At 58.1% G+C, this 24,448-nt stretch carries 21 protein-coding genes; 13 read left to right on the forward strand and 8 right to left on the reverse strand.

The window, feature by feature from the left end; translation table 11 throughout:
• The first annotated feature begins 100 nt into the window (after positions 1–100).
• The 4 genes from FH08_RS0120180 (at position 101) to FH08_RS0120195 (ending at position 3,958) form a co-directional block, all read left to right on the forward strand.
• Positions 101–568, forward strand: a complete 468-nt coding sequence (locus FH08_RS0120180) for a FecR family protein (protein WP_031360081.1) — start codon at positions 101–103, stop codon at positions 566–568.
• Positions 565–1,182 (forward strand): OmpA family protein, encoded by a 618-nt coding sequence (locus tag FH08_RS0120185; protein WP_031360082.1) that lies wholly within the window; start codon positions 565–567, stop codon positions 1,180–1,182. Before FH08_RS0120180 ends, FH08_RS0120185 begins: the two co-directional genes overlap by 4 nt.
• A gap of 38 nt (positions 1,183–1,220) precedes the next feature.
• The gene (locus tag FH08_RS0120190; protein ID WP_035566684.1) at positions 1,221–2,705 is read left to right on the forward strand and encodes a CHASE2 domain-containing protein; all 1,485 of its coding nucleotides are present in this window, start codon (positions 1,221–1,223) and stop codon (positions 2,703–2,705) included.
• Positions 2,706–3,163: 458 nt separating this feature from the next.
• On the forward strand, positions 3,164–3,958 hold the full coding sequence (locus FH08_RS0120195) for an alpha/beta fold hydrolase (RefSeq protein ID WP_031360084.1): 795 nt from the start codon (positions 3,164–3,166) through the stop codon (positions 3,956–3,958).
• Positions 3,959–4,378: 420 nt separating this feature from the next.
• Here FH08_RS0120195 and FH08_RS0120205 read toward each other — a convergent pair whose 3' ends face one another.
• Positions 4,379–4,783 carry a winged helix-turn-helix transcriptional regulator gene (locus FH08_RS0120205; protein ID WP_152602874.1) on the reverse strand — a complete coding sequence of 135 codons (405 nt, stop codon included), beginning with the start codon at positions 4,781–4,783 and terminating at the stop codon, positions 4,379–4,381.
• 125 nt (positions 4,784–4,908) lie between these two features.
• Here FH08_RS0120205 and FH08_RS0120210 point away from each other — a divergent pair, with 125 nt between their 5' ends.
• From FH08_RS0120210 to FH08_RS0120220, 3 genes are all read left to right on the forward strand, one after another.
• The gene (locus FH08_RS0120210) at positions 4,909–5,802 is read left to right on the forward strand and encodes an NmrA/HSCARG family protein (protein ID WP_200878769.1); all 894 of its coding nucleotides are present in this window, start codon (positions 4,909–4,911) and stop codon (positions 5,800–5,802) included.
• 463 nt (positions 5,803–6,265) lie between these two features.
• Positions 6,266–6,721, forward strand: coding sequence for a GNAT family N-acetyltransferase (locus FH08_RS0120215; protein WP_031360087.1), 456 nt, complete (start codon positions 6,266–6,268; stop codon positions 6,719–6,721).
• Between the two features lie 108 nt (positions 6,722–6,829).
• On the forward strand, positions 6,830–7,636 hold the full coding sequence (locus tag FH08_RS0120220; RefSeq protein WP_031360088.1) for an isocitrate lyase/PEP mutase family protein: 807 nt from the start codon (positions 6,830–6,832) through the stop codon (positions 7,634–7,636).
• 108 nt (positions 7,637–7,744) lie between these two features.
• Here the strand turns inward: FH08_RS0120220 and FH08_RS0120225 are convergent, their stop codons facing one another.
• Positions 7,745–8,674: a LysR family transcriptional regulator gene (locus tag FH08_RS0120225; protein WP_031360089.1), complete on the reverse strand. Its 930-nt coding sequence runs from the start codon at positions 8,672–8,674 to the stop codon at positions 7,745–7,747.
• Between the two features lie 144 nt (positions 8,675–8,818).
• Here FH08_RS0120225 and FH08_RS0120230 point away from each other — a divergent pair, with 144 nt between their 5' ends.
• Positions 8,819–9,523: an SDR family NAD(P)-dependent oxidoreductase gene (locus FH08_RS0120230; protein WP_031360090.1), complete on the forward strand. Its 705-nt coding sequence runs from the start codon at positions 8,819–8,821 to the stop codon at positions 9,521–9,523.
• A 115-nt stretch (positions 9,524–9,638) separates the two neighbouring features.
• Here the strand turns inward: FH08_RS0120230 and FH08_RS0120235 are convergent, their stop codons facing one another.
• The 4 genes from FH08_RS0120235 to imuA form a co-directional block, all read right to left on the reverse strand.
• Positions 9,639–10,115 (reverse strand): DUF2501 domain-containing protein, encoded by a 477-nt coding sequence (locus FH08_RS0120235; RefSeq protein WP_031360091.1) that lies wholly within the window; start codon positions 10,113–10,115, stop codon positions 9,639–9,641.
• A gap of 155 nt (positions 10,116–10,270) precedes the next feature.
• On the reverse strand, positions 10,271–13,432 hold the full coding sequence (locus FH08_RS0120240) for an error-prone DNA polymerase (RefSeq protein WP_031360092.1): 3,162 nt from the start codon (positions 13,430–13,432) through the stop codon (positions 10,271–10,273).
• Between the two features lie 6 nt (positions 13,433–13,438).
• Positions 13,439–14,932 (reverse strand): DNA polymerase, encoded by a 1,494-nt coding sequence (locus FH08_RS0120245; protein WP_031360093.1) that lies wholly within the window; start codon positions 14,930–14,932, stop codon positions 13,439–13,441.
• Positions 14,862–15,569, reverse strand: a complete 708-nt coding sequence (gene imuA / locus FH08_RS0120250; RefSeq protein ID WP_031360094.1) for a translesion DNA synthesis-associated protein ImuA — start codon at positions 15,567–15,569, stop codon at positions 14,862–14,864. The genes FH08_RS0120245 and imuA overlap by 71 nt, the downstream gene beginning before the upstream one ends.
• A gap of 140 nt (positions 15,570–15,709) precedes the next feature.
• Between imuA and FH08_RS0120255 the strand changes: the two genes are divergently transcribed.
• The 3 genes from FH08_RS0120255 to FH08_RS0120270 all read left to right on the forward strand — a co-directional run bounded on the left by FH08_RS0120255 (position 15,710) and on the right by FH08_RS0120270 (position 19,918).
• Complete coding sequence (locus FH08_RS0120255) at positions 15,710–16,618, forward strand: DUF72 domain-containing protein (RefSeq protein ID WP_031360095.1); 909 nt, start codon at positions 15,710–15,712, stop codon at positions 16,616–16,618.
• A 439-nt stretch (positions 16,619–17,057) separates the two neighbouring features.
• Positions 17,058–17,771 (forward strand): hypothetical protein, encoded by a 714-nt coding sequence (locus FH08_RS49545; RefSeq protein ID WP_160172485.1) that lies wholly within the window; start codon positions 17,058–17,060, stop codon positions 17,769–17,771.
• Positions 17,772–18,010: 239 nt separating this feature from the next.
• On the forward strand, positions 18,011–19,918 hold the full coding sequence (locus tag FH08_RS0120270; RefSeq protein ID WP_031360097.1) for a DUF4365 domain-containing protein: 1,908 nt from the start codon (positions 18,011–18,013) through the stop codon (positions 19,916–19,918).
• Positions 19,919–20,140: 222 nt separating this feature from the next.
• Here the strand turns inward: FH08_RS0120270 and FH08_RS0120275 are convergent, their stop codons facing one another.
• Together FH08_RS0120275 and FH08_RS0120280 are read right to left on the reverse strand one after the other, a co-directional pair.
• Complete coding sequence (locus FH08_RS0120275) at positions 20,141–21,175, reverse strand: L-idonate 5-dehydrogenase (RefSeq protein WP_031360098.1); 1,035 nt, start codon at positions 21,173–21,175, stop codon at positions 20,141–20,143.
• 205 nt (positions 21,176–21,380) lie between these two features.
• Positions 21,381–22,484, reverse strand: coding sequence for a porin (locus FH08_RS0120280; protein WP_031360099.1), 1,104 nt, complete (start codon positions 22,482–22,484; stop codon positions 21,381–21,383).
• Positions 22,485–22,910: 426 nt separating this feature from the next.
• Between FH08_RS0120280 and nac the strand changes: the two genes are divergently transcribed.
• Both nac and accB read left to right on the forward strand, forming a co-directional pair.
• Complete coding sequence (gene nac, locus FH08_RS0120285; RefSeq protein ID WP_031360100.1) at positions 22,911–23,837, forward strand: nitrogen assimilation transcriptional regulator NAC; 927 nt, start codon at positions 22,911–22,913, stop codon at positions 23,835–23,837.
• A gap of 160 nt (positions 23,838–23,997) precedes the next feature.
• A complete protein-coding gene (gene accB / locus FH08_RS0120290) occupies positions 23,998–24,447 on the forward strand; it encodes an acetyl-CoA carboxylase biotin carboxyl carrier protein (RefSeq protein ID WP_235210423.1) in 450 nt (149 codons plus the stop codon).
• Position 24,448 lies beyond the last annotated feature (1 nt).

The raw sequence follows: 24,448 nt of genomic DNA on the forward strand, positions 1-24,448 counted from the left end.
GCTCTGCGAGCAGTGGGGAATGATCCCTCACAACACTGGGCCGACATGGGGGAGTCACGCTGCGCGCACAAAGCAGCGCTTACGCAATCAGGTGCCACCGATGCGTCTCCAAGCCATCAGATATGCCTTGATTCTTGCCTGCGGGTGCATGGCTGTCGGCGATGCACTTGCCGCCGATGCTGCCGGCGTCGTCAAGACCGTCAAGGGCACGGTGCAGGTCGAGCGGGCCGGAGCAAGTTCGGGCGCGGCCATTGGCAGTGAGGTTTTCGGCAGCGATCGCATAGTGACCGGGCCGGAATCCTCGGTGGGCATCACGCTGCGTGACGACACCCAACTCTCGGCCGGCGCCAATTCCATCCTCGAGCTCAACAAATTCGCCTTCAATACCACGACCCATGACGGGGTGCTCGATGCCTCGATCAAACGCGGTTCCCTGGCAGTGATTTCCGGAAAGCTGGCGAAGGCGAATCCGGATGCTGTCCGTTTCAGCACGCCGACCACGACGCTGGGCGTGCGCGGCACTTCATTTATCATCGAAGTTGGCGGTAACGGGGAGGGCGCCCGGTGAAGGCCTTCATCCGACGTCACGGGCGAGCATTTGCAGCAGCATGTGTCACGCTGGTTTTCTTGTCCGCGTGCAGCACGCCTCCGGACAAAATTATTTTATTGCCGGATCCGGAGGGCAAGGTCGGAGCAGTCATTGTCCACAGCTCCACCGGAGTGCAAACAATAAACAAGGCTTACGCCGGGGTCGATGTTAGTCAGGGCGGCGCCATCGAAAAAACGATGGATAGCCAATCCGTCGTGGAAACTCGATATAGCGAGCTACTCGCGGCCCGGCCTCCTCGCCCCAGGACATTCACAATCTTCTTTCTCTTCGACTCTGCCACCGATCTGGCTCCGGAGTCGCTCGCCACGGTTAAAGAGTTAAAAGCCGTCCTGGCGACCTGGCCTGCACCCCAGCTCGTGGTAGTCGGTCACACCGATCTGGCGGGTGCGCAGGATTTCGATGACAACCTGTCCAAGCGGCGAGCGCAGACTGTTGCCGCGTTCCTGATCAAGCAAGGCATTCCTGCCCAGCAGATAGAGACTGCTGCCCGGGGCAAGCGCGAGCCACTGGTCCACACCGCCGATGGTGTCCCCAACCACATGAACCGGCGCGTAGTCATCACCGTCCAATGATCAGCGACAGTCATCGACGGTGAACGGCCTTCCCCTTGATGAAACGCTACTACGACCTATGGCATGCCCGCATCAAGAGTCTGGTTAAGGCGGTTCAGGGGCGTCCGGTGGCATTTCTGGTGTTGTTCGGCCTGAGCCTTATCAACCTGTCCAGTGAATGGCCCAGCGACATAACACGTCCGGCTTTCGTGACCGAGCTTGACGATGCGCTTCCTGATTCCTTTAAAACGGCCCGGCAACTTCTGTTCGACCAGTATCAACGTCGCTTCCCGCGAGTTCCGACTGCTCAACCCGTGACCATTGTCGAGATTGATGACGCGACGCTGGCAGCCGTCGGTCAATGGCCTTGGCCGCGAAATCGCCTCGCGACCCTGATCGATGCCATTGCGGCGCTGAAACCGCTGGCTATCGGTCTCGACATCTACATGCCTGAGCCGGATCAGACCTCTCCCGACAAGGTGGCCGGCAATCTGCCGGAAACGGCTGGGGCGCTCGCCGCCAGCTTGCGGGCGCTCCCCAGTCACGAAGCCATTCTCGCGAACGCGTTGCGCGCAGCGCCGACCATACTGGGTGCTGCGGCGCTTGACCATCCCACCTTCGCGGCCAGCACCGATATGCGAAGCGCTCCGATCCTCGTGCATGGCACCGACCCGCTGAGCCGCGTGCAACGGTTCGACTATGTGCTTGCCAGCCTGCCGGAATTGCAGGCGGCGGCCCACGGGCAGGCGATGCTGAGCGTCGCGCTCGAGCAAGGCGTGGTCCGGCATATTCCCTTGATCATGGGTTTGGGGGAGAAGCTGGTTCCCGGTCTGCCGATGGAAATGCTCCGCCTCGCTACGGGGTCATCGGCGATCGATGTTTATGCCGACACGTCGGGCGTGCAGGCTGTGGGTGTCGCGGATGCGGAGGTGCCTACGCAACCCGGCGGTGATATCTGGTTGCATTTTGCGTCCATTCGATCGACGTTGAGCCGCTACGTGTCGGCACGCGACATCCTGCAGGGAACAGTTGATCCGGAACGGTTCAGGAACAAACTGGTGCTGGTCGGACTGACGGGTACCGGGGTGACTGATATGCGCACGACCCCGTTGGGGGAACTGGTGCCTGGGATTGAAATACAAGCGCAGGTTATAGAGACTATTTTTGAGGGGCGGTTTCTGCGTCGACCGACCTGGCTGAAATGGGCGGAAAGTGCATTTATCATGATGTTCGGATTGCTGATTATTTGGTATGTGCCGCGGACTCAATCGCGGTTTGCTTTGTTTCTGAGAGCGGTGCCTAAGGGGTCTACTTTTTTGGGGCTTTTTTTGCACCTGTCGAATCTCTTATGCTGCTTCTTTATTTTCGTGCGTTTCGGACTTCTGGTCGATGCGGCTTCGATTTTTATTATTCTTTCTGCGGTTATGGGGTGTTTCTTTGCGCCTGCGTTGTTGCATGCGGGCGAACGGGGTAGGACAGAGGTGACGCCGGCGAAGGGGCGTGAAGCGGATAGCGACGGTACCGGTAAGGCACCGGGACCTTGAAGTACGGGCGCGCGAATGGGCGTTGCGGATCGGTAAGACTCATTCGACTTTCTCGTCACCCGACATTCGCAGCGGGGTAGATTCGGGGCACCAGAATGGCGGGAAAGGCCGAGGACCCGCCGATAGTCGATGCGAAGTAGAGGGCGGGTCGTCGGCCAAGACGGACGTCGGGCGAACATCGCCCCGGTCGTCGTGAATGTTAGCTTCAAAGACGTTGGTTAAAAGGTGCCATCGGCCAGCGGAGCGGTCGATCGACAGTTACGTCCGAGTGCAGACATCTGTCGACATCCTGTTACCTTATTGATAGGCGATGCAACCCCTCCGTTGCTCTGTTTGCATCCCCATAAGGGACCCGCGCTCAGGGAAAAGCGGCGTTGATGAATCTTGGTCGGTTAGGTCCTCAGGTGGCCGTCGGCCAATCTCCGAACAATAGTTCCGGACCGCAAACAGGACGCGCCATGCACACAACGCTGACGATTGATGGAATCGATGTTCTTGTGGAAGGTGAAGGGAGCCAAACCATCGTCATGATCCACGGGTGGCCCGACACCTATCGACTATGGGACGAGCAGGTCGAGTTCTTCAGGGCGCACTACCGCTGTGTTCGGTTCACACTACCCGGTTTCGACATCGATAAACCTCGCCAAGCGTTTTCGTTGGCTCACTTGATTGGCACGTTCAAGCAAGTAGTCGAGAAGACGTGTCCGGGCGAGAAAATTATCCTGATGCTGCATGACTGGGGCTGCGTATTCGGCTACCAGTTCTACATGAAGCATCCCTCACTGGTATCAAAGATCATTGGGGTGGACATTGGCGACGCGCCTTCACGTCGATACGTCAAGTCATTGCCCGTAAAGGCTAAGGCCATGATCGTCAGGTACCAAGTGTGGCTCGCCATTGCGTGGCGTATCGGAGGGAGGCTCGGTGACCGGATGACGACGTCCATGGCGCACTGGCTGAGAGCTCCTGCGGATCCACAATTCATCTGTTCGTCCATGAACTATCCATACTATATCCAATGGACGGGCGTTCATGGATCGTACAGACACTTGGCCGAAGTTGTACCGCGCTGCCCGATGCTGTTCATCTACGGATCGCGCAGACCCTTCATATTCCATTCCCCGCAATGGGCCGAAGATTTGGCAGCACGAGAGGGTTGTCAAGTGCTTGCCTTTGACACGGGGCACTGGGTTATGCGAGAGGAGCCGCAGCGGTTCAATGCGACCGTGCAGGTGTGGCTGACCACAACGTGAATGACCGACGGGGCTATAAGGCACGTTCGAATTTATTGAAAGCGACCGTTCGCATTGGCCTCAGTCCGCGATTTAGCGAATGACGGCCAAGGCCGATCAACCGCCAATTGCCGAAACTACGCGAGCGGCGGTTCGTCGGCCTGAGCGGACGGTCGACTATCTATCATTGATTGGCTGAAATCGGCAGCAATGTGGACGTTGTCGGCGTCGCGACGTGAAGCCAACATGACGGTCTCATCTCGCACCAATCTTTGTCACTCAGCCAACTGATGATCAATCCAGAGACCTGTCGTTCGTGTTGGTGCTTCCGCGAACTAGATCGTGCCCGCAAGCGAAACTTCTCCGGCAGTCCGTCTCGAATCAACGCGATACAGATATCCGTCAGTTGCGGTTCTGGGGCGACCAAGGTGTGGGCTGCGATTATTCCTGCGCATCGTCGTACTCCCGCCGGCACTGCTCCATGTGCGGCCAGTTCTCGCGGATCCATGACGTAAAGCCTTCAAGGGCAGGTAACATGCTGGCGCCCATGCTGGTCAGTTCATATTCGACGCGTGGCGGCACTTCCGGGAAGTAGTGCCGTGTCAGAAGCCCATCGCGCTGCAGATTGCGGAGCGTCAGCGTAAGCATGCGTTGGGTAATTCCTTCAATGCCATGCTTGAGCTCGGAGAAGCGGAGACGATGTCCGTGGGCGATGGCGAGATGCGACATCACGAGGATCGTCCATTTGTCGCCAAGCCGGGAGAGCACTCCATGAGGAGCGCAGGACTGGAAGCGCGGACCGTCTTCTGTCTGCTCGTAGGGCCGCCCGTGTATGGAGTGTTTCAACAGTATCATCCCTGTGCCTGAGGTTGAAAAATGTGCCGTCTTCCGGCATTTTCCACGTGAGTATATATTAGTAACTCACGTGTATGGACAGGAGGAAGTTTATGTTGAATAGCAAGCAATCGATCGTGGTCTTCGGCGCAACGGGTCAACAAGGTGGATCCGTTGCGAAAGCGCTTCTCAACGCGGGGTGGCGGGTAAGGGCGCTGGTGCGCGATCCCACCTCAGCGAAGGCAATCACGCTTCGTGACGCGGGTGCTGAGCTTGTCCAGGGCAGCTATGCCGACACCAATGCAATCCAAACGGCGATGCGCGGTGCTTATGGCGTATTCAGCGTTCAGCAGAGTTCGCCTAGCGGTGAAGTGACGGACGAAGAGGAAGTGCGCTTCGGCATCGCGATCGCGGACCTTGCTGTCGCATGCGGCGTGACTCATCTCGTCTACAGCTCGGGGGGCGCGGTCAGCGACAGGCCTACTGGAATGGGTCACTTCGATAGCAAGATGCGTATAGAAGCGCATATTCGCAAGCTGCCGATTAAGGCGACGATCATTCGCCCGGTGGCCTTTATCGATATGCTGGTAATGCCGGGCTTCGGACTTGACGAGGGGCGCTTCAACTTTTTCATGCACCCTGAACAGTCCATCCAGCTTCTGGCTGTGGAGGACATCGGCAAGTTTGTCGAACCGATATTTGCAGACCCGAACCGCTTCGGCGCCCGGACCTTTGAGATCGCCAGTGATACCGTGACCGGCAAGGATCTCGAGGCTCTGTTCAGCCAAGCGGCAGGACGCCCGATTGCGTATTCGCGGTTCACGGACGAGGTGCTGGAGGCCAGCCCTTTCCTCGCCAGTCTTACCGCTCTGTTGGATGAAGGGCCGCTTGCGGGGCATGCCGACCTAAACGCGCTGCGGGAAATCAATCCTGCGATGCAGTCCGTTCGTGAATGGCTCGCCGGAACTGGCCGAGACTCCTTCGTCCGTGCTTTGGGTACCGAGGGCACATGGGCGTATGGTCGCGGTTGATCCCTGCTTCCCTTACCCGGACGGCAGGCTGCAAAGCACCGCGCTTTCTTCGATGGCATCCGTCGCTAATCACGGCCATGTTGATCGTCAATTGCAACGCGACCGCGTTCGTCCGAGCTCCGCGCGATAGCGAACGTACCCTTTGCAGGTTGCGAACGGCCGCTTAGGCCGATGACCCGCCTTACGAGCTGCAAGAGCGAAGGGCGGTTGTACCTTGCAAGTGCTCGTTCCAACCACCCAGCAATCTCCGTCAGTTGTGGGGTCGACTTCTGCCCGACATTGCCCGATCTATGACGGGCTTCTCGCCAGTTTATCTTCAGATCGGCGTCGGCCGCATTGAGACGTTCGACAGCACGGGAAAGATCGTTAACAATCGGCAGAGCAACTTCAGATAGCGACCGTCATCGGTCGGTTCTCTCGTCGTTCGGTATTGCAATTTCCCTTTCTCCCCGCTTCTCCTGCCATGATTATTGCCCTCGAATCACCCGATCAACCCGACGTGATCGCTCTCATTGCCGAACTGGACGCATACCAGGACTCCCTTTACCCGCCAGAGAGCCGGCACTCCCTGGATCTGGCGTCGTTGAAGCAGCCCAATGTCCTCTTTGCCGTTGCGCGGGACCGTCTGGGCGAGGCAATTGGCTGTGGGGCGATTGTCCTCTGCCCTGAATTCGGCGAACTCAAACGCGTGTATGTCAGTCCTCGCGGCCGAGGGCAAGGCATCGCCAAGAAACTCATCACTCTGCTCGAGTTACGGGCAGTAGACTCTGGCTGTAAGTTGCTCAAGCTTGAAACCGGACCGTACCAACATGAGGCGCTGGCTTTGTATGCCGCAGCCGGTTATCGGCGCCGGGGACCGTTTGGTGATTACACGAACGACCCAATGAGTGTTTTCATGCAGAAACACATCGCGGCATGAGACGTGGATTCGGCCGGACACACAAATCGTCGCGGACAAACCGCCCACGCCGGCCTGAATAGCGTGAGCTGCTTCACTCCCGAACCTCTCCCTTCCCGGAGCGCAACCATGTCTTCTCTTGCCAATACTTTCCGCCAACTGCACACAGCCTCCGAGCCGCTGCGCCTGCCAAACGCATGGGACGCCGGTAGCGCGAGGCTGTTCGAAAGTCTCGGTGCCAAGGCGATTGCGACCACCAGCGCAGGCGTCGCCTGGGCCAACGGCTATCCCGACGGCCGCACCATGCCTGTGGACACGGCCGTCCAGGTTGCGGCGAGCGTTGCGCGCGTGTTGCACGTGCCGCTGACCGTCGACATCGAGAACGGTTATGCCGACGAACCCGCGGCGGTGGCGCGGACGGTCCTGCGATTTATGGAGGTCGGCGTCGTCGGCATCAATATCGAGGACGGCCGGGATGCGCCCGAGCTGCTCGCGGCAAAGATCGAAGCCATCAAGAACGCCGCTGCCGGCGCGGGTGTGGACATCTTTGTCAATGCGCGTACGGACGTCTATCTGGGCTCGCTGGTCGAGGACGACAAACGCGTCGGCGAAGTGCTGCAGCGCGCCGCGCGCTATCGCAGTGCGGGCGCCGATGGCTTATTCGTGCCGGGGCTGTCCGCGCCCGCAGACATCAAGGCCGTCGTGGCTGCCGTCGGACTGCCCCTGAACGTCATGGCATGGCCGGGCTTGTCTGACGCATCGGCGCTCGGTCAGCTAGGCGTCCGGCGACTGAGCGCCGGGAGCGGGATTCCGCAGGTGCTGTGGGGCCATGCCGCAAGACTGGCGCAGGATTTCCTGGAAACTGGAAGCTCGACTCCCATGGGACGCGATGCCATGAGCTATGCGCATCTGCAGGCGCTGTTTGTTGGCATCTGAGCTACCAGGGAGACGCCGCACATATCTCGCGAAATTATCCGCATCGAAGCGCTGTCGACGTACCTGCATGGGGAGAATGGGAATGGTCGTGCGCTGGAGACTACCGTCTCACAGCGGCAGCCGTTCCCGACATGCAGTCAGCGTCAGTTGTCTGAGCCAACGATGAACAGGATCGACCTCTGAACGAGGATGCCACATCTGCGAGACCGTTATCTCCGCGGTTTTCACAGGAAGCTCGAAGGCATGCAACGTGGCAGATGCGGCCAATCCTTGCTGTTCAGCCTGACCCCCCATCAAAGACGCAGGCACGAGCGCTATCAAGTCGGAGGCTCGGGTCACAGCCAGCGCGGCGGGAAAACTCGGAACGACGGCGACAATCGTTCGTTCCAGCCCTAAAGCGGCCAGCGCCGCATCGACCGGTCCGCTTGCGCGACCGCGTCGTGAAGCGACGACATGGCCAAACGCGATGTACCTATCGGCCGTCACCTCACGCTCCATTGCGAGCGGATGCCCCTGTCTGACAACACCAAGAAAGCGGTCCCGGAACAATGCCTGCACGCGGACTTCCGGTCCCATTTCGCTCAATACACCGATTTCAAGATCAGCGGAGCCATCGCGCAAATACGCCGCCGTCTTCTCAAGCTTGGGCGCAAAACGCAGACGCACGAGTGGCGCATCCGCAATAGCCGCAGCGATCAGCGAAGCGGCGAATGCCTCCACGAAACCGTCGTTGGCGCGAATGGTAAAGGTTCGCTGCAACGTCGAAAAATCCGGCTCCGTCGTTGAGGGACGAAGTACCGCACGCGCCTCGTGAACCGCATTCTGAGTGCGTTGGCGCAGTTCCTCCGCATGGGGCGTCAATACCATCCGGCGCCCCGCCCGAACCAATAACGGGTCACCGGTCGCTTCGCGAAGCCGGGTCAAGGTCCGGCTCATGGCCGAGGCACTCAATCCCAGTCGACGTGCAGCACCGGCCACGCTGCCATCGGCAAGCAATACGTCGAGCGCAATGAGTAAATTCAAGTCGGTTTCGGGCATGCCTGATCGTAGCAGGACCCGCTGAAACATGGCGTTTGATGCAGGTTATAAGTGCAACTGCTGCGTCTTCCGCCATGTCTCTCCCATCGATATATTTCCTGTATCGACCCATGACTATCGGGTCTTATTCATAGGGAACTATCAATGCAAGACAACTCTCTGCAGAAAACCGTCCTCCTCGTCGGCGCATCCCGCGGCCTCGGATTCGCCATGGTCGAGGAATACCTCAAGCGCGGCTGGCGAGTGATTGCCACCGGGCGAGAGAGCTCAACAGAAAAGCTGCGCCAACTCTCGGAAAGCACTCAAGGCGCGCTGGAAGTTGAAGCAGTCGATATCACAATTCCCGACCAAGTCGCCGCATTACACGATCGTCTTAAAGATCGGCAAGTGGATCTACTTTTCGTGAATGCGGGCGTCAAGAACGACGATCGTGAAACGATCGCCGATGTCTCGACCGAGGAATTCGTGCGCGTCATGGTGACGAATTCGTTGAGTCCGATGAGAGTCATCGAGGCGTTTCAGGACCTCGTGCGGCCGACCGGAACGATTGGTGTCATGTCGTCAGGGCAAGGTAGCCTCACCAACAACACTAACGGCAATTACCAGGTCTACCGGGCCAGTAAGGCTGCTCTCAACATGTTCATGCGTAGCTTCGCAGCGCGCCACCAGGACGACGCGAGAACCCTGCTATTGATGGCGCCTGGATGGGTACGAACGGACATGGGCGGTCCTGGCGGACGTCTGAGTATCGAGGAAAGTATCCCGAACTTGCTGAACACGATGGAGGCTTACGAAGGCCGTTCCGGATTGCATTACCTGGACTACCTGGGAAGAGTCGTTCCTTGGTGAGCGGTGACGAAATTCCAAAGTCACCGCATCCGCCAAAGAGCGCAATACATCGCGATACCCCCGGCAAGTCCAACGAGATCTAAGGACCCGCCGAGGTTAAAAAATGAACCGAAGATCACCCACCAACCAGCGACTTTCCTTGCGAAAGAATCTTGTCACAAACCTGCTTGGTGACTTGCTGCTTCAACCCGCCGCCACTCAGATCAACCTGTTTCCCATCGCCACTTTTCAAAAGACCTGCAGCCCCTGAGGTATACCCGCTATCCGACGACGCAGCCGATGTCCCACCTATCTTGCTCATCAGCGAGTCTTTAACCGACGACGCCCCGTTGCCACTGAGATAGTTGTTCTTGATACAAAACTGCAGCACGCCTGCAACATTACTTGTACTACCCGATGTCAGCGATGACCCGGTCAACCCGCCGGTCATGCCGCTCATGCTCCCCAGGCTGCTGAGCCCGCTGGACGAGGATCCATCGGAGCTGCCGCCTCCTTTCAACAAATTGCCAAGCTGCGCGTGAGCGGCTGAAAAGGGTAACAACATTGCAATTGCGATGCCTGCAACGGTGCGGCGATATGTGCGGACTTTCATGCTCGGACTCCTTCAGTGACTAAAACCAGCCTCTAATATAGTGCGTTTCGCGCCAGACGTTGAATAAGAACGTTCCCGGCTTGCGCTTGGACAATTTAGATGGAGTGCTGATGATCAAAGATGGTCAATGAAGATCAAAGAACGGCAGCCGAAAATCAATGAAAGTCCCGGCTCACGCTCGTCAACCCACCCAGCAGATACGACATATCCACCAGCCGCTGCGCGACAAGATGTCGAACCTCACCCTCGCATTGCCACGTACCGTACACAGCCAGCAACGTCGAACCAAGTGCCTCGCGGCGCTGCTTCTCCAGCAAGCTCGGCCACACGATCACGTTGACGTTGCCGGTCTCATCTTCAATGGTCACGAACATCACACCCTTCGCCGTTCCAGGCCGTTGACGCACGGTCACGAGTCCGCATCCGCGCGCTAACTTCCCGTTCCTGTAATCACGCAACGTAGCAGCCGACATCAAGCGCAGTTCAAGCAACGCCGGCCGCAACAGTTCAAGCGGATGACGTCCGAGCGACAGACCCGTAGCCTTGTAGTCGCTGACAATATCCTCAGCTTCAGAGGGTGCGCCGAGCAGAGGCGTGACATCTTCCACGTGTGTATCGTTGAGCATGTCTTTATCGGGCACGGCCGCCACGGATTGCCATAACGCTTCCCGTCGATTGCCGGCAAGCGTAGTCAACGCGTTGGCAGCAGCCAGCGCCTGCAAGTCATGACGGTCAAGTTGTGCCCGTTGCGCGAGGTCACCCACGTTGTCGAACTGACGCACGCTACGCGCCGTTTCAATACGCTCAGCCGCACCATCGCGCATTCCGCGAAGCAGCGATAGCCCCAGCCGCACAGCAGGCCTGCTGTCATCGCCGCGACATTCATCCGGATATTCAAGCACCGAGTCCCAGCCGCTTACTGTCACGTCGGCGGGAAACACGACCACACCATGGCGCTTCGCATCCTGCACGAGTTGCGAAGGGGAGTAGAAACCCATCGGTTGCGAGTTCAGCATGGCCGCGAGAAACGCCGCCGGTTCATGTCGCTTCAACCAACTGCTGACATACACCAGCAGCGCAAAACTCGCCGCATGGCTTTCAGGAAAACCATATTCACCAAAGCCCTTGATCTGCTCGAAAATAGCTTCTGCAAAAGCCTTTTTATAACCGCGCTCGATCATGCCGTTCACAATCCGGTCATAATATTTCCCCAGACCGCCTTTGCGTTTCCACGCGGCCATTGCCCGCCGCAATGCATCGGCCTCACCCGCTGTGAACCCGGCTGCGATCATCGCGATCTGCATGACCTGTTCCTGAAATATCGGTACGCCCAAGGTTCTTTCGAGCGCGACCTTCAGATCGTCGTTTGGAAAACTCACCGGCTCCAAACCCTGACGCCGCCGCAAATACGGATGCACCGCGCCACCTTGAATAGGACCAGGCCGTACGATCGCAACCTCGATCACCAGATCGTAAAACTCCTTCGGCCGCAGTCGCGGCAACATCGACATCTGCGCCCGCGATTCAATCTGAAACACGCCGATAGTGTCCGCCTGCGAGATCATCTCGTAGGTCGCTTCATCTTTTGGCGGGATGTCCTGCATCTCGAAGCGCTCACCGCGTTTCTCCGAGACAATATCGAGCGTGCGTCGAATGGCCGACAGCATGCCGAGCGCGAGCACATCGACTTTTAAAAGCCCCAGCGCTTCCAGATCGTCCTTGTCCCACTGGATCACGCTGCGATCCACCATAGCCGCATTTTCGATAGGAACCAGCCGCGTCAGTTTCTCCCGGCTGATCACAAACCCGCCGGAATGCTGCGACAGATGCCGCGGAAAATTCAGCAATTGCGCAGCCAGCGACGCCCACGATTGAATCAACGGATTCTCCGGATCAAGCCCGGATTCGGTGAAGCGCTGCAGCAGGTCATGACTGGTATCGAACCACTGATGCGACTTCGCGACGCGATCCACAATCTGCGGATCGACGCCCAGCGCCTTGCCCGTCTCACGCAATGCGCCACGCGGCCGATACGTCGACACCGCCGCTGCAATCGCCGTGCGATCACGCCCATATTTCCGATAGATATACTGGATCACTTCCTCGCGCCGCTGATGCTCGAAGTCGACATCAATATCCGGCGGCTCACCACGCTCCTTGCTGATAAACCGTTCGAACAGCATGTTGCCGCGCGCCGGATCCACTTCGGTCACGCCGAGGCAATAACACACGGCGGAGTTCGCCGCGGAACCACGCCCCTGGCAAAGAATGTTTTCGCTGCGGGCAAAGCGGACGAGGTCATAGACGGTGAGGAAATACGCCTCGTATTTCATATGCTCGATCAACTCGAGTTCATGTTCTATCTGCGCCTGCACCTTGTGCTCAATGCCGAGCGGAAAACGCCGATGCGCGCCAATATAGGTTTCCTGCCGCAAATAAGCGGCGTGGGTATAACCGGCCGGCACGATCTCGTCCGGATAGTCGTAACGCAAATCATCGAGTGAAAATGTGCAGCGCGTGAGCACGTTGAGGGTTTCGCCAAGCGTGTATTCCGGATAGAGATTCGCGAGCCTCAACCTGGAGCGCAGATGTTGTTCGGCGTTCGGCGCGAGATCGTAACCACATTCCGACACCGGTTTGCCGATACGAATTGCCGTCATGGTGTCCTGCAGCGGCTTGCGCGAACGCACGTGCATCACCACGTTGCCGGTCGCCACCACGGGCACCTTATGAAACGCAGCCACGTGCTCGACGGTCCCCCGATGCATGTCATCGAGTGCGCGCTGGTGCAGCGTCAATCCAACCCACGCGCGCTGAGGAAACGTGGTGTCGAGCCATTCAATCTGGGCATCGAGCGCAGTCTGCTTTGCGGGGAAATCGGGTACGAGGATCGCGAGACAATCGGGCATGCCGCGCAGATGTGTGAACTCTTTATCGGGGCGTGCCAGATCGTTCGGCGTGAGCAGGTATGCGCCTTTTTTCGACCGCATGCGGGCAATGGTGATGAGCTCGGACAAATTGCCGTATCCATTGCGGTTCGTCGCCAGCAAAATGAGTCCGAAGGCCGGCGAAAGATCCGCGTTGACGAGCTTGAAATACGAGCCGATCACCAGTGGAAAATTCAGATTCTTCGCCTCCACATGCGCGCGTACGACACCCGCGAGCGAGCATTCATCGGTGATCGCCAAGCCGGCATAACCGAGTTGCGCCGCCCGCGCGACCAACTCCTCTCCACGCGATGCTCCGTGAAGGAACGTGAAGTTGGAAAACGCGAAAAGCTCCGCATACGCGGGCAGCATGGAGAAGGTTGTATCCACGATTCATCATCCAAACAGACCGTGGAGAAACCAGCGCGGGTCTTCGGCCTCCGCACTGCCGGGCCGCTCGCGATAAATCCAGTAGCAACTTTGATCGCTGGCTTGCGCGACGAAATAATCGCGGCTGGTCAAACCGCCGTCGAACCATCCTGCCTCGATGCGTTCAGCCGGCGACACCAGTTTCAGCGACGACCCATAAAACGGCCGATGGCTTTTCATCATCAATTGCAACGGCTTTTCAAGCAGCCACGCCGGGCGCGGCAGATCGGACGGCACGGCTTCAAGCTTTTGCGGAAGGGTGGTATCGGTGACGGAGATCCATCGGTTCGCCTGTTCCGGCCGGTAATCCGATGAAGGCGCCGCACGCAGCACGTTCTCGGCACCCAGCCGCGCCACCAGCAATTCGAGCAACCGATTGTGGTCTTCAGGCGAGCCGCCGGGTTCGGGAAAGAGCGTCTCGGTAGGCGGTTCGGCAGGCTGTATTTTTGCGGCGCTCAGGCGCAGCGCGATCACAGGCGCCACGAGTTCCGTGCGGCCAAGCCGCTCCTTGAACAAGCGAACGAGATGTTCTTCGTGCCAGGTCGGTTCGGCGAGGGCGATCTGGATAACGGTGGGATCGATGGCATCGCGGCCGCGCTCGTGTTCCAGCGTGAGCGTGGCGTGCGTGAGCGCCAGTTGCTGCGTGCTCAGCCAGCCGCACAATTGCACGATCAACCGGCGCGCGGCAAACAACATGGCTTCCGCATGCTCAATGCGATCGGGCAACTCGATGCGCGCGCTGAAAGCCGGCGGCACGGCCAGCCATTCATAGAGTTCGGGCGCGAGACCATAAGCGCGATCGAGCGAATCCAGCAGCGCGACACCGCAGCGTTTCTTCAAGCCGGCACGCGGCAGGCGGCGGATGTCGTTCAGCGTCTTGCAACCGAGTCCCGTGAACCAGTCCCTGAAAGCCCGCACTTCCGGCGCGGCGTGGAACGGCAGCGTTCCGAGCTTGCGTTCGAGCGACGTCATTTTCAGCACGCGCCGCTTGCCGAGGTGAGCGCTCTGGGTGCTTTTGGCCAGCAGCCACGCGCCCTGGCCGGTCGGCGCCGTACTTAAACGCGCCGTCACGCCGATGGCATCGACAATGTCCCGCATCTGATGACACAGCCGCACGATGCCGCCGAAGAGCCGCAAGCTCGCCGTGACGTCGATAACAATGGTTTCCTCATCGCAGAGCGTGACCATGGGTGAGAATTTCATCAGGGAAAAAGCTACCTCGCGCATCAAGTCGTTTTCCCGGCTTAACTCGCGCTCGAACATGAGGGTGTCGGGCGAGAGGGTGAGGACGCCACCGCGTTTCATGCCGATACACACGCCGGCCTCGCGAGCGCCCACGTCAGCGATAGAGACCGTGTCGCGGTCGAGGACGACGCAGCCGTGCTCAGCACTACGCGACCAGCGTGGACGAAACACTTCCAGCGACAACCGGGGTAGATGTATGCCGACGTACACGGGCATAGGGACTCAGCAGGACGGGGGAGGGTTGCAAAATGACGGACAGTCTTTCGGCGCGGATCGGGCCTTTGCGCTTGATGATGTCGACAGCAATACCGTCGCCGGCCGGCCGCACGCACAGCCTCAACGTGGCCGGTGACGAATCCGCCGCGCTCGCGAGCGGGCGCACCATCAGGAATAGCGTTTCAGAGGATTGCGCGGCCATATGCAGGCGCCGTAGCGACTCCGTGCGCGCGTATTGCTGCCAGAAGATAAGCGCCCCGCAACTGCCGGTCTTGAGGATTTGCTCGGCTGACCACAACGCGTCAGCCAGTTTCGATGCACGCACCTGGAGCAGCTTGTCGAGCGGTACACCTAGATACGCAAAAGCGAGAGAGTTCGGCATGTGAGGTGGTTGCACGAAGGCGATAGGGCGGCGGCTTACCGCGGCGAGCGCCGGGCGTAACAGCCTGACTTCGCCCACGCCCGGTTGCTGCACCAGCAACTCGATCAGCGTTCCCAGAGGCCAGCCGCCACCCGGCAGTTCGGCCGACAGCACGGCATAACCCGTGTCGACCGTTTGCCCATGCGAGCGCGCGAGCTGCGACCCGCGCCACAAGGCGGGGTGGATGTCTTCGACGTTCTTGAGCAGGGCTGACATGGTAAATTTAACTGTATGGATGTACAGTACTTTACCTTGAATTGATCGATTCTGAACTGCCCCTTTTTAAACGTCGGCGACGAAAACCGAGAGGAAATTATGACCGGCGAATGGTGCGAAAACGGTAGGGAGAATGCGCGGTGAGCATCCTGGTTGGCACGGCTTCATGGACAGATCCCACGCTGATCAAGTGCAAGCGTTTTTATCCGCCTGGCTGTTCGAGCGCGGAGGCGCGGTTGCGTCATTACGCGTCCGTGTTCCCGTTGGTGGAGGTCGATTCCAGCTATTACGCCATGCCTAACGCCGCGAATTCGGTGTTGTGGGCTGAGCGGACACCGCCCGGGTTTGTGTTCAACATCAAGGCGTTTCGCTTGTTCACGGGGCATCAGACCGCACGAGACATGTTCCCGCCGGACATCCAGCCACTTCTGCCGCAGAACGGCAAGACAAGCCTGTATTACAAGGATTTGCCGGGTGAGTTGCAGCAGGAATTATGGTGCCGGTACTTCGAAGCCGTTGAGCCGCTTCGTGTTGCCGGCAAGCTCGGCGCGGTGCATTTCCAGTTCGCGCCGTGGGTGATCTGCAATCCCCACGGCATCCGGCATGTCGAGCACTGTGCAGACGTCATGAGTGCAATGGACGGCTACACTATGGCGGTTGAATTTCGTAACCAGACCTGGTTCGACGAAAAGCGCCGCGACTCCACGCTCGCCATGGAACGTGAGCGCGGGCTGGTGAATGTGGTGGTGGATGAACCGCAGGGGGCGAGTAACAGCATCCCCGCCATTTGGGAAACAACGCATCCGCGGCTGGCGCTGATTCGCATGCATGGACGCAATCAGGACACATGGAATATCAAAGGCGCGGTTGCATCGTCGTCGAGATTTCACTACGAGTACAACGACGATGAACTTGATTCGCTAGCTAGTCAGATCATCGAAATTTCGAAAGCGGTTGAATCGACGCATGTGGTTTTTAATACCAACTACGAGGACCAGGGGCAGAGGAATGCGACGAAGTTGATGGGTATTCTCGGGGTTGCGGCGTAGTTGCCATGAGCGTGAGGCGTTGATCTACATGCTTCCAACGTCCTCCGAAGAAGATGGTGGTTGAGAGGAAGCGGGAGGAGTACGAAGCTGAAGTCTCGGCGGCAGATCAGACCAAGGATATAGAAAACGGAATGGTTTACGTTCGACGCATCCGTAATAACCTTTTTCATGATGGGAGCGTGTCAGTCACGATGAGTCAAATTGTGACGAATTAATTGTAGATTCGTTTATGGTCTTTCGCGCTAGCGGATATACTTTCTAGCCCGTGCGAACGAACAATAGTGTTTGACACAAGACAGTAGAGTTTGACATGGGCGTTGTGCTGGCCAGTTGCGAAAAACCGGAATTGACCTGACCGGGTCGTTGCGCCAAGGCTCCGCTCGGTCTGCGTGCCTACGGCGTTAGGTTACTTTCAACGTTAAGATTCATGAGGCCCACTGTGCGTCACGATGCGGAGATTTCAATTCAAGAGTCAAAAGGAATGAATGGCATTTACCCATGCCTTGAGTGCGGTAGAGATACTTCACACTCGGTTCAGTCGATTGTGAACTCCAACCACTTCGAGGGGCTTGCTCAGTTTTGGGACCACTACCTTACTGTGCGCTGTAATGGATGTGGAACGGTAAGCTTCTGCCACGTTTCAAAGTGCAGCGAAGAGGAAGATTACGATGAAAGAGGCCAACCCATTCTCGTTCAGCATAAGACGCACTATCCCGGTTTCCCAGAAACATGGCAGTCACAGATCGAGCATTTTGTGGAAGTCAGCCGAATTCAAGAGCTAGAGAGCTTCCAACCAAATCGCCCGCTCGACACCGCCAGGCTGACGCAAATGTTGGCTGAGCTGAATCGCTCATATGAAAGTCACTCGTTTCTCTCGTGCATTTTTTTGATTCGCGCGATCCTTGACCACGTTCCTCCTATTTTTGGTTTAGGAAGTTTTGCGGAGATCGCGAACAATTACGCTGGCGGTGGCAAGTCGTTTCGGGAGTCTATGCAACACCTGGGGAATTCCTCGCGAAAGATTGCGGATTCATACTTGCACACTCGAATCCGTCCCAAAGAGTCTTTGCCGACGAAGACGCAAGTGGAATTCAGAGCAGATATCGATGTTCTGGTTGGCGAAGTTATCCGCATCTTGCGAGCAAAACCTTAACAAGTCCGGAAACGCGGACTTGTGTAATCGGCGCATAGCACCGTATGCACGACTGGAGAGCCTAAAAATTTGTGCCAAATTCTTTTGCCGCAAGATCGCTGCTCCGATCGAATTCAATTATGTTCGTGTCGACCTCTATTTCGTTGGAACGCAATCGCGTGTGTCGCTAGATATTTGATTTTATTTGGAGGCGTTGTGTCAACTCTATTGTTCCTTCACAGATCGCTGACGGCGGGATCATGACGACGCAACGAGTACGTAATCACGAACTAGAGGATCGGTCACTGGCCGCACTTCGTTTGGCGGTGCCCGCCAAGTGGGTTGTCCATGACTTCCAGTCCGACTACGGGATCGATGTCCAGTTTGAGTTGTTCGATGAAAGTGGTCTGGCAACAGGGCTTAGGTGCTATGGACAGTTGAAGGCGACCGACAGCGCTGAAGAGGAGGACACGCTATCTCTGGATCGCGATCACTTTGAATATTGGTCGTCGCACATGGATCCCGTATTGCTATTTCGCTACTACGAGGAAAACCAGACGATCCATTGGTGCTGGATACATGAGGTCGCTTGGTCCCTGAAGCCCCACGCAAACAGTTTGTCGGTGGTGCGGTTTCTTCGCCTTTGGAATCGGAATACTTCCGCAAAGGATATTCACGACTTCCTCGCAAAGAGAGGACAAGCGCTGGCCTCCCGCCTGCAACCGCCATTTGCAGTGGCAATCGTCAGCGCGTCGCTGCCGCGACCGGAGCTCTTTGCGTTTGCAGAGGCTCTCGGAAAAGCGGTGAACCGACACCTGTTTGAGGTAATAGCTGGTGACCAGCCGGACGCCGCCTTCAAAGTCTTCGTCGAAAACACGACCATTGCTACGACCCACCTCGGGCTGCCTGGGCTCGTGGTCTCCCTTGAAGATGCGCCACACGATCAGCATTCGCTCGTGTGGCTGCTGATATTCCTGACTGCCTGCCGATATGACAGGATACTTGCCGCTCGACCCTTGGCGCAGAGTCATGCTGCACTCCTAGTGCAAGAGGCACGCGGTCCGCTATTGGCGCATGTGGTAGACGCCATGGCTTATGCGCTAGGCGTTAAGGAAGCGGCGGCAAAGTTAGAGCCATTCAAAACTGCTACCTCCGCGGAGGCGCAGATGGACCAGCCTCTTCTTTTCTGCGCGCTATTTACAGCGGCCGATCGTTACGGACAGATTGACGAGTGGGCTGAGATGCTTAAGGAGGCTCGCGAGTCGTCCGATGACGCAGGCCAGAAAGCTGCCATCTCTTATAGCTTGGGAAACACACTTGCGGCCATGAAGCGATGGAAGGAGGCGGCAGATGCATTCAGGGCCGCATCTTCGTACGACGCGGACTACCTTGTACGTCCGTACTTTCATTGTGACCTGGGCGCCTCCCTTTTTGAGAGCGCGGACTATACGGGCGCTGTCGCTCATTATCGGCAGGCGCTCGAATTGGACGACGATAAAGAGACACGCTACTTCTTAGGCGACTCGCTTTTCTGTATGGGTAACTTTGCTGCCGCCCAGTGCGAACTGCGCAAGGCCATGGAGCAGGGCATCAATCCCGACTCACAGGCCCATGCAATCCTTCTGGTGCTGCTATGCACTGAGATGATAGAGCAATGGCACGTCGATATGGTTGTTGCTCCAAGTCACTATGAGGGCGGACTCGAGGACGTTGAGAGACTAACGCAAAAGCGGGAGGCGGATTTCGACGCCCTGCTCACTGAGTTACTAACCGAGCATGGCGGCAGCGGACTCTTCAATTTCAATGCGGGGCATGCGTCTATCGTTGCAGGAAGGCACCAAACCGCAGCTTTGAGGTACTTTCACTGCGGTCTTCGCCAACGGGGAGACGCTGAAGCATGGGCGCTGGGAATTGTCTGCGCGATGCAAAGCGGAGATAGCATGCTTATGGCGCTAGGTATGACCGTCGGCTACTCTTTTTGTGGCGAAAGCGTCATACACGAGTATTTGCAGCACTGCCGCCCACAGGGATTGCGGCCGCAGGATCTTCAGCAGTGGCATCAACAAATAATTGACGCGTTCCGCACCGCGAGACGAGACGCTCGGCGCCCACTGACTATTCGTTTGTGGGGTGACGAGGGGATGCACAGCGTGGACGTCATGCTATGACACGCCGATAGATCACTCAACGGTCGGCGGTATGGGTTGGAGGGTCGCCTTTTGGGTCGACCGCTCCACGAGAACACGTCCGGCAATTGCTTGGGGCAATTCTCGAATGTGGTTAACGACCCCGGGCATAAAGGAGCCGGCGCGACGAGCCAACCTGGTATTCGTTTCGTCACTTTCAAGACGTGTCATTTGGAAAGCAATCGCGAAAATAAATCCCGTAGGTCACGCAAAATCCACGATGACTTTCATCGCTTTCGACCGGTCATTTGCGGTTTCAAAAGCCTTGAGCGAATCGCGATAAGAGAAGATATCGGATATCAGCGGCTTGGTATCGATCAACCGCTTGTTGAGCAGTTCAACTGCAATAGCAAATTCCTCATGAAACCGGAATGCGCCGCGCAAATCAAATTCCTTGGCCACAATCACATTCATCGGCAGCGGCACATCGCCCCCGAGACCCACCTGAACGATAACCCCGCGCGGCCGGATCGAGTCGAATGCGCCACGCAATGCGGACGCATTGCCGCTCGCTTCGATCAGCACATCGAACGTGCCCTTGCCTGCAGCGAAAGGCAGGAGCGCATCCGGCGCCTGCAATATGTTGAACGCTTGATCGGCACCGACTTCAAGCGCGCTTTTCAGAGGCAACTCATTCACATCGGTTGCCACGACATGCGCGGCGCCGGCACGTCGCGCTGCCGCGACAATCAATGCGCCAATCGGACCGCATCCTGTGACCAGCACGCGCTTGCCGAGCAATGGTCCCGCCCTGCGTACCGCGTGAAGCGCAACCGACAAGGGCTCGGCCATGGCGGCTTCAGCATCGCTCAACGCATCCGACACAACGTGAGCCTGCGACCGATCAATCACGATCTCCTGGCGAAACGCACCCTGGACGTGCGGCGTACGCATTGCGCTGCCGTAGTAGCGCATGTCGAGACAGTGGTTTTGCAGACCTTGCTGGCAGTATTCGCAGTGTCCGCAGGGCCGGCTGGGACTGATCGACACGCGCGTTCCGACGGGCATGTCGGTGACACCGGCACCAACGCCCGAGACTACGCCCGATACCTCATGCCCGAGCACCATCGGTTCCTTGATGCGGACCGTCCCGAAGCCGCCGTGATTGAAGTAATGGAGATCAGAACCGCAGATGCCGCCGGCGCGAACGCGAATCAGCAGTTGATGCGCTTCCGGTTCGGGCGTCGGGACATCTTCAATGCGCAAATCCAGCGGCGCGTGAATCACGAGTGCATGCATGGCGAAAACCCCTTGTTAGGCGGTACATTGAGCGGTACATCGAACGTGCTCCACTCTACGGCCAGCTCTTCAGCTTGAACAAGATCGATTCGGTCTGGATCAATAGGCGCGCCTTATGATCCCGCTGCAATTCAGCTGCAATTCAGCTGCGATTCCACTGCGCGCAGCGTGAGCCGCGCGCATTCATGACCAGCCGCACCGTCGATCAGAACCTGTGGCGCAGGCCAATCGTCGCTTCGAACAGCGAGTTATAGCCATTGAAGGGCTGGTTCGATCCTGCACTACCCGCCAGCGTGGTCCATGCGCCGGTCAGGTGGTTGTAGTCCACGCCCACATAAACGTCGGTCCGCTTGCTGAGCAAGTAGTCAAGCGTCGGGCCGGTTGTGATCCGCGTTCCGCTTGTATTTGCGTGACGCAGGAAGTCGATATAAACCGGCATCATCAATTGCAGCGAAGGCGTGATGAAGTAGCCTGCTGCAACCGAGAACGAATCATTGCGGTAGTCAGCCGGATACACATGGCTATAGATGTAGGAGCCGTAGAGCTTGGCGCTGCCAAGCGCGTAGGTCGCACCCGCGGTAAATACCTTCTGCGAACTGTCGGGAATCGTGATGCCGAAATACGTGCTGCCGTAAGCCGAGGTTGCGGGTGTCAGGCCGCCGATATCGTTGATGACCTGATAAGCGGCGCCCACGCTAAGCGGCCCACGGTCATAAGAAAGACTGACCGCCGGCGAAGAGTTCTGATGGACGTTGCCCGCTGTCTGGCCAAAGGTGTAGGCGCTGCGCAGGGTGAAGCCGTAAAGTGTCGGCGAGGTATAGCGCGCCGTGTTGTCCAGACGTCCGCCGCCGGTTTCCCCTGCGCCCTGGAAGCCCGTGGTGCCGGTGTAGTTCGAGAACGCATAGATGTCATGCGTGTAGCCCATTTCATGCACGAGCGTGTACTGGCGGCCAAGCGCGATCGTGCCATAAGGCGACACAAGCCCAACCATTGCCGTGCGGCCGAACAGCCGGGCAGCACCTGAAGGCGTCGACTGCTGCGTCACGCCGGTGTTCGGCGTGAAACCGTTTTCAAGCTGGAAGATCGCCTTCATGCCGCCGCCCAGGTCTTCCGTGCCCTGCAAACCCCAGCGGCTGCCAGACAGTTCGCCGCCGCTTCCCATGGTGAAAAGTTTTCCACCGGTCTTGGTCTGGTGGTTATCGAAGCGAATGGCTTCGTCGATGATCCCGTAAAGCGTGACGGACGACTGCGCATGTGCGACGTTAATGGCACAAGCTGTACTTAGTATGCCGAAGCAAATCTTTTTCATGTGTTTCCCCTGTTGTCGAAAGTCCAAACCCTCTATTTCCTGAAGCGTTTTCTTATATCCGGCACACTCTTTGGTGGCCGCGATCCGCGTTCATCACGCGGTATTTCCAGGCTTGAGCATGCTGCGCAGCGCTGCCCTGAGAGCCCTCTGCACGCCATGCATTCGATCGGACGCCCGGCGCAGGGAAGCATAGGAAATGCTCCGGCATGGCCGTATTGCACGCTCGGTAATCGTTGCCTTCTGGTAAAGCGCCACGTTAAGCGGGTGAAAAAGTTAGCGCCAAGACGTCTTTGCGCTGGCGCAATAACATCCACTTATGGATGAGGGATTTGAGGCGCGAACGCGCGGGACTGGGGTTTTTGATGGCTGTCGGCTGCGCGAACCTTGCCCTATCATCTGAAATCGAATGACTTTCAGGCGACGAACGTGAATCTGCGGCGACTTAAATACTTCGTGAAGATCGTGGATATAGGCAGCCTCACGCAGGCAGCCGAGGTTCTGCATATCGCCCAGCCGGCACTGAGCCAGCAACTGATCACGCTCGAAAGCGAGTTCCAGCAGCAACTTCTCGTGCGTACCAAACGTGGGGTGACGGCGACCGAGGCGGGCGCGACGCTTTATCGGCATGCACAACTGATCCTCCGGCAATACGAGCAAGCCCAGGCCGATGTGAAGAGCGCAGGGCAGACCTTGTCGGGATCCGTGTCGGTCGGGCTGGCGCCTGGGACCGGCGCTTCCGCGTTGTCGCTGCCGCTGCTGACATCCGTGCGGGCGCGTCATCCGGACATTCTCCTGTACATCAACGAGAACTTCGGCACAACGCTCAGTGAACTCATCATGAACGGGCGCATGGACATGGCCGTGCTATACGGCGACAAGCCGGTCCACGGGCTCTCATTTCAACTCCTGCTGAATGAGGAACTCTTTCTCGTGGCGCCGCGCAGCATGGGTATCGCTCCCGGGCAGATCGCCGTGACCGACTTGCGCGATGTTCCGCTGCTCTTGCCCAGACCTTACAATTACCTTCGAAAATACGTCGACGAAGGGTTTGCACGCGTCCAGATGGTCCCCAAGGTCGTGGCGGAGATCGAGTCGGCAACTACATTGGCTGCTGCGGTGAGCGCTGGTATAGGCGCCACGATCCTGCCGGATTCGACCGCACGCGTGGTGGCGGGAGCGGGCGATGTCGTGCAGTGCCGGATCGTTTCGCCCGTCATCAAGATCCCGCTTTCGGTCTGTTTGTCGGACCATCTGCCGCTTTCCGAGCCGGCCGCGGCGGTCAAGGACATCTTGCTGGAACTGGCTGCGGACCTTGCGCTGGGCGTCACGCCCGCCATTGGCGCCGATACATAAGCGCGCCTTATCGCTACAAAGCCAAACCGTCTTGGCGCGAATTTTATGCGCCGGATACATTGAGTTCATCGTAATTCGCCTGTGAGCGCGGCTCGCGGGCGTCGCGGTTTGCCGTACGCAGCTTACAAGCGTCGGCGCACGAATAACCGGGCCTGACTCAATGATGGATCTAGAAAGAATCAAAGCCTTGATCGAACTGCTCGCGCAGTCACCGCTGGCCGAACTCGAGTTGATAGAAGGCGACGACCGGGTTCGACTCGTGAAAACGCCGGGCGGCCGCGCGGGTGTTGCTGGCGTTGCAGTGGCAACAACGACGCCTGGCGAGCCTTCCGTACCTGCTCCCGCCACACCGTCCGTGCAAGCTGAAACCGACATCCACGTGATCGAGGCGCCGATGTTCGGCGTCGTGCATCTCACGCCGGCGCCAGGCGAAGCGCCGTTCGTTCAGGTCGGCGATACCGTGACGCAAGGTCAGGTGCTCTGCACGATCGAAGCGATGAAAATGTTCAATTCGATCGAGTCCGAATTCGCCGGCACCGTCCTGGCCATCCTAGTTAAAGCAGGCGATGAAGTCGAGTCAGCCCAGCCGCTGTTCCGGATCGGACGCTGAT

The organism is Caballeronia sordidicola (genome assembly GCF_000729995.1).
GTDB lineage: Bacteria > Pseudomonadota > Gammaproteobacteria > Burkholderiales > Burkholderiaceae > Caballeronia > Caballeronia sordidicola_A.

Coding starts and splice junctions, on each gene's coding strand:
- FH08_RS0120180 (WP_031360081.1), top strand. CDS start 101: ATGCGTCTCCAAGCCATCAGATATGCCTTGATTCTTGCCTGCGGGTGC.
- FH08_RS0120190 (WP_035566684.1), top strand. CDS start 1,221: ATGAAACGCTACTACGACCTATGGCATGCCCGCATCAAGAGTCTGGTT.
- FH08_RS0120195 (WP_031360084.1), top strand. CDS start 3,164: ATGCACACAACGCTGACGATTGATGGAATCGATGTTCTTGTGGAAGGT.
- FH08_RS0120215 (WP_031360087.1), top strand. CDS start 6,266: ATGATTATTGCCCTCGAATCACCCGATCAACCCGACGTGATCGCTCTC.
- FH08_RS0120220 (WP_031360088.1), top strand. CDS start 6,830: ATGTCTTCTCTTGCCAATACTTTCCGCCAACTGCACACAGCCTCCGAG.
- FH08_RS0120225 (WP_031360089.1), bottom strand. CDS start 8,674: ATGCCCGAAACCGACTTGAATTTACTCATTGCGCTCGACGTATTGCTT.
- FH08_RS0120230 (WP_031360090.1), top strand. CDS start 8,819: ATGCAAGACAACTCTCTGCAGAAAACCGTCCTCCTCGTCGGCGCATCC.
- FH08_RS0120235 (WP_031360091.1), bottom strand. CDS start 10,115: ATGAAAGTCCGCACATATCGCCGCACCGTTGCAGGCATCGCAATTGCA.
- FH08_RS0120245 (WP_031360093.1), bottom strand. CDS start 14,932: ATGCCCGTGTACGTCGGCATACATCTACCCCGGTTGTCGCTGGAAGTG.
- imuA (WP_031360094.1), bottom strand. CDS start 15,569: ATGTCAGCCCTGCTCAAGAACGTCGAAGACATCCACCCCGCCTTGTGG.
- FH08_RS0120270 (WP_031360097.1), top strand. CDS start 18,011: ATGACGACGCAACGAGTACGTAATCACGAACTAGAGGATCGGTCACTG.
- FH08_RS0120275 (WP_031360098.1), bottom strand. CDS start 21,175: ATGCATGCACTCGTGATTCACGCGCCGCTGGATTTGCGCATTGAAGAT.
- FH08_RS0120280 (WP_031360099.1), bottom strand. CDS start 22,484: ATGAAAAAGATTTGCTTCGGCATACTAAGTACAGCTTGTGCCATTAAC.
- accB (WP_235210423.1), top strand. CDS start 23,998: ATGATGGATCTAGAAAGAATCAAAGCCTTGATCGAACTGCTCGCGCAG.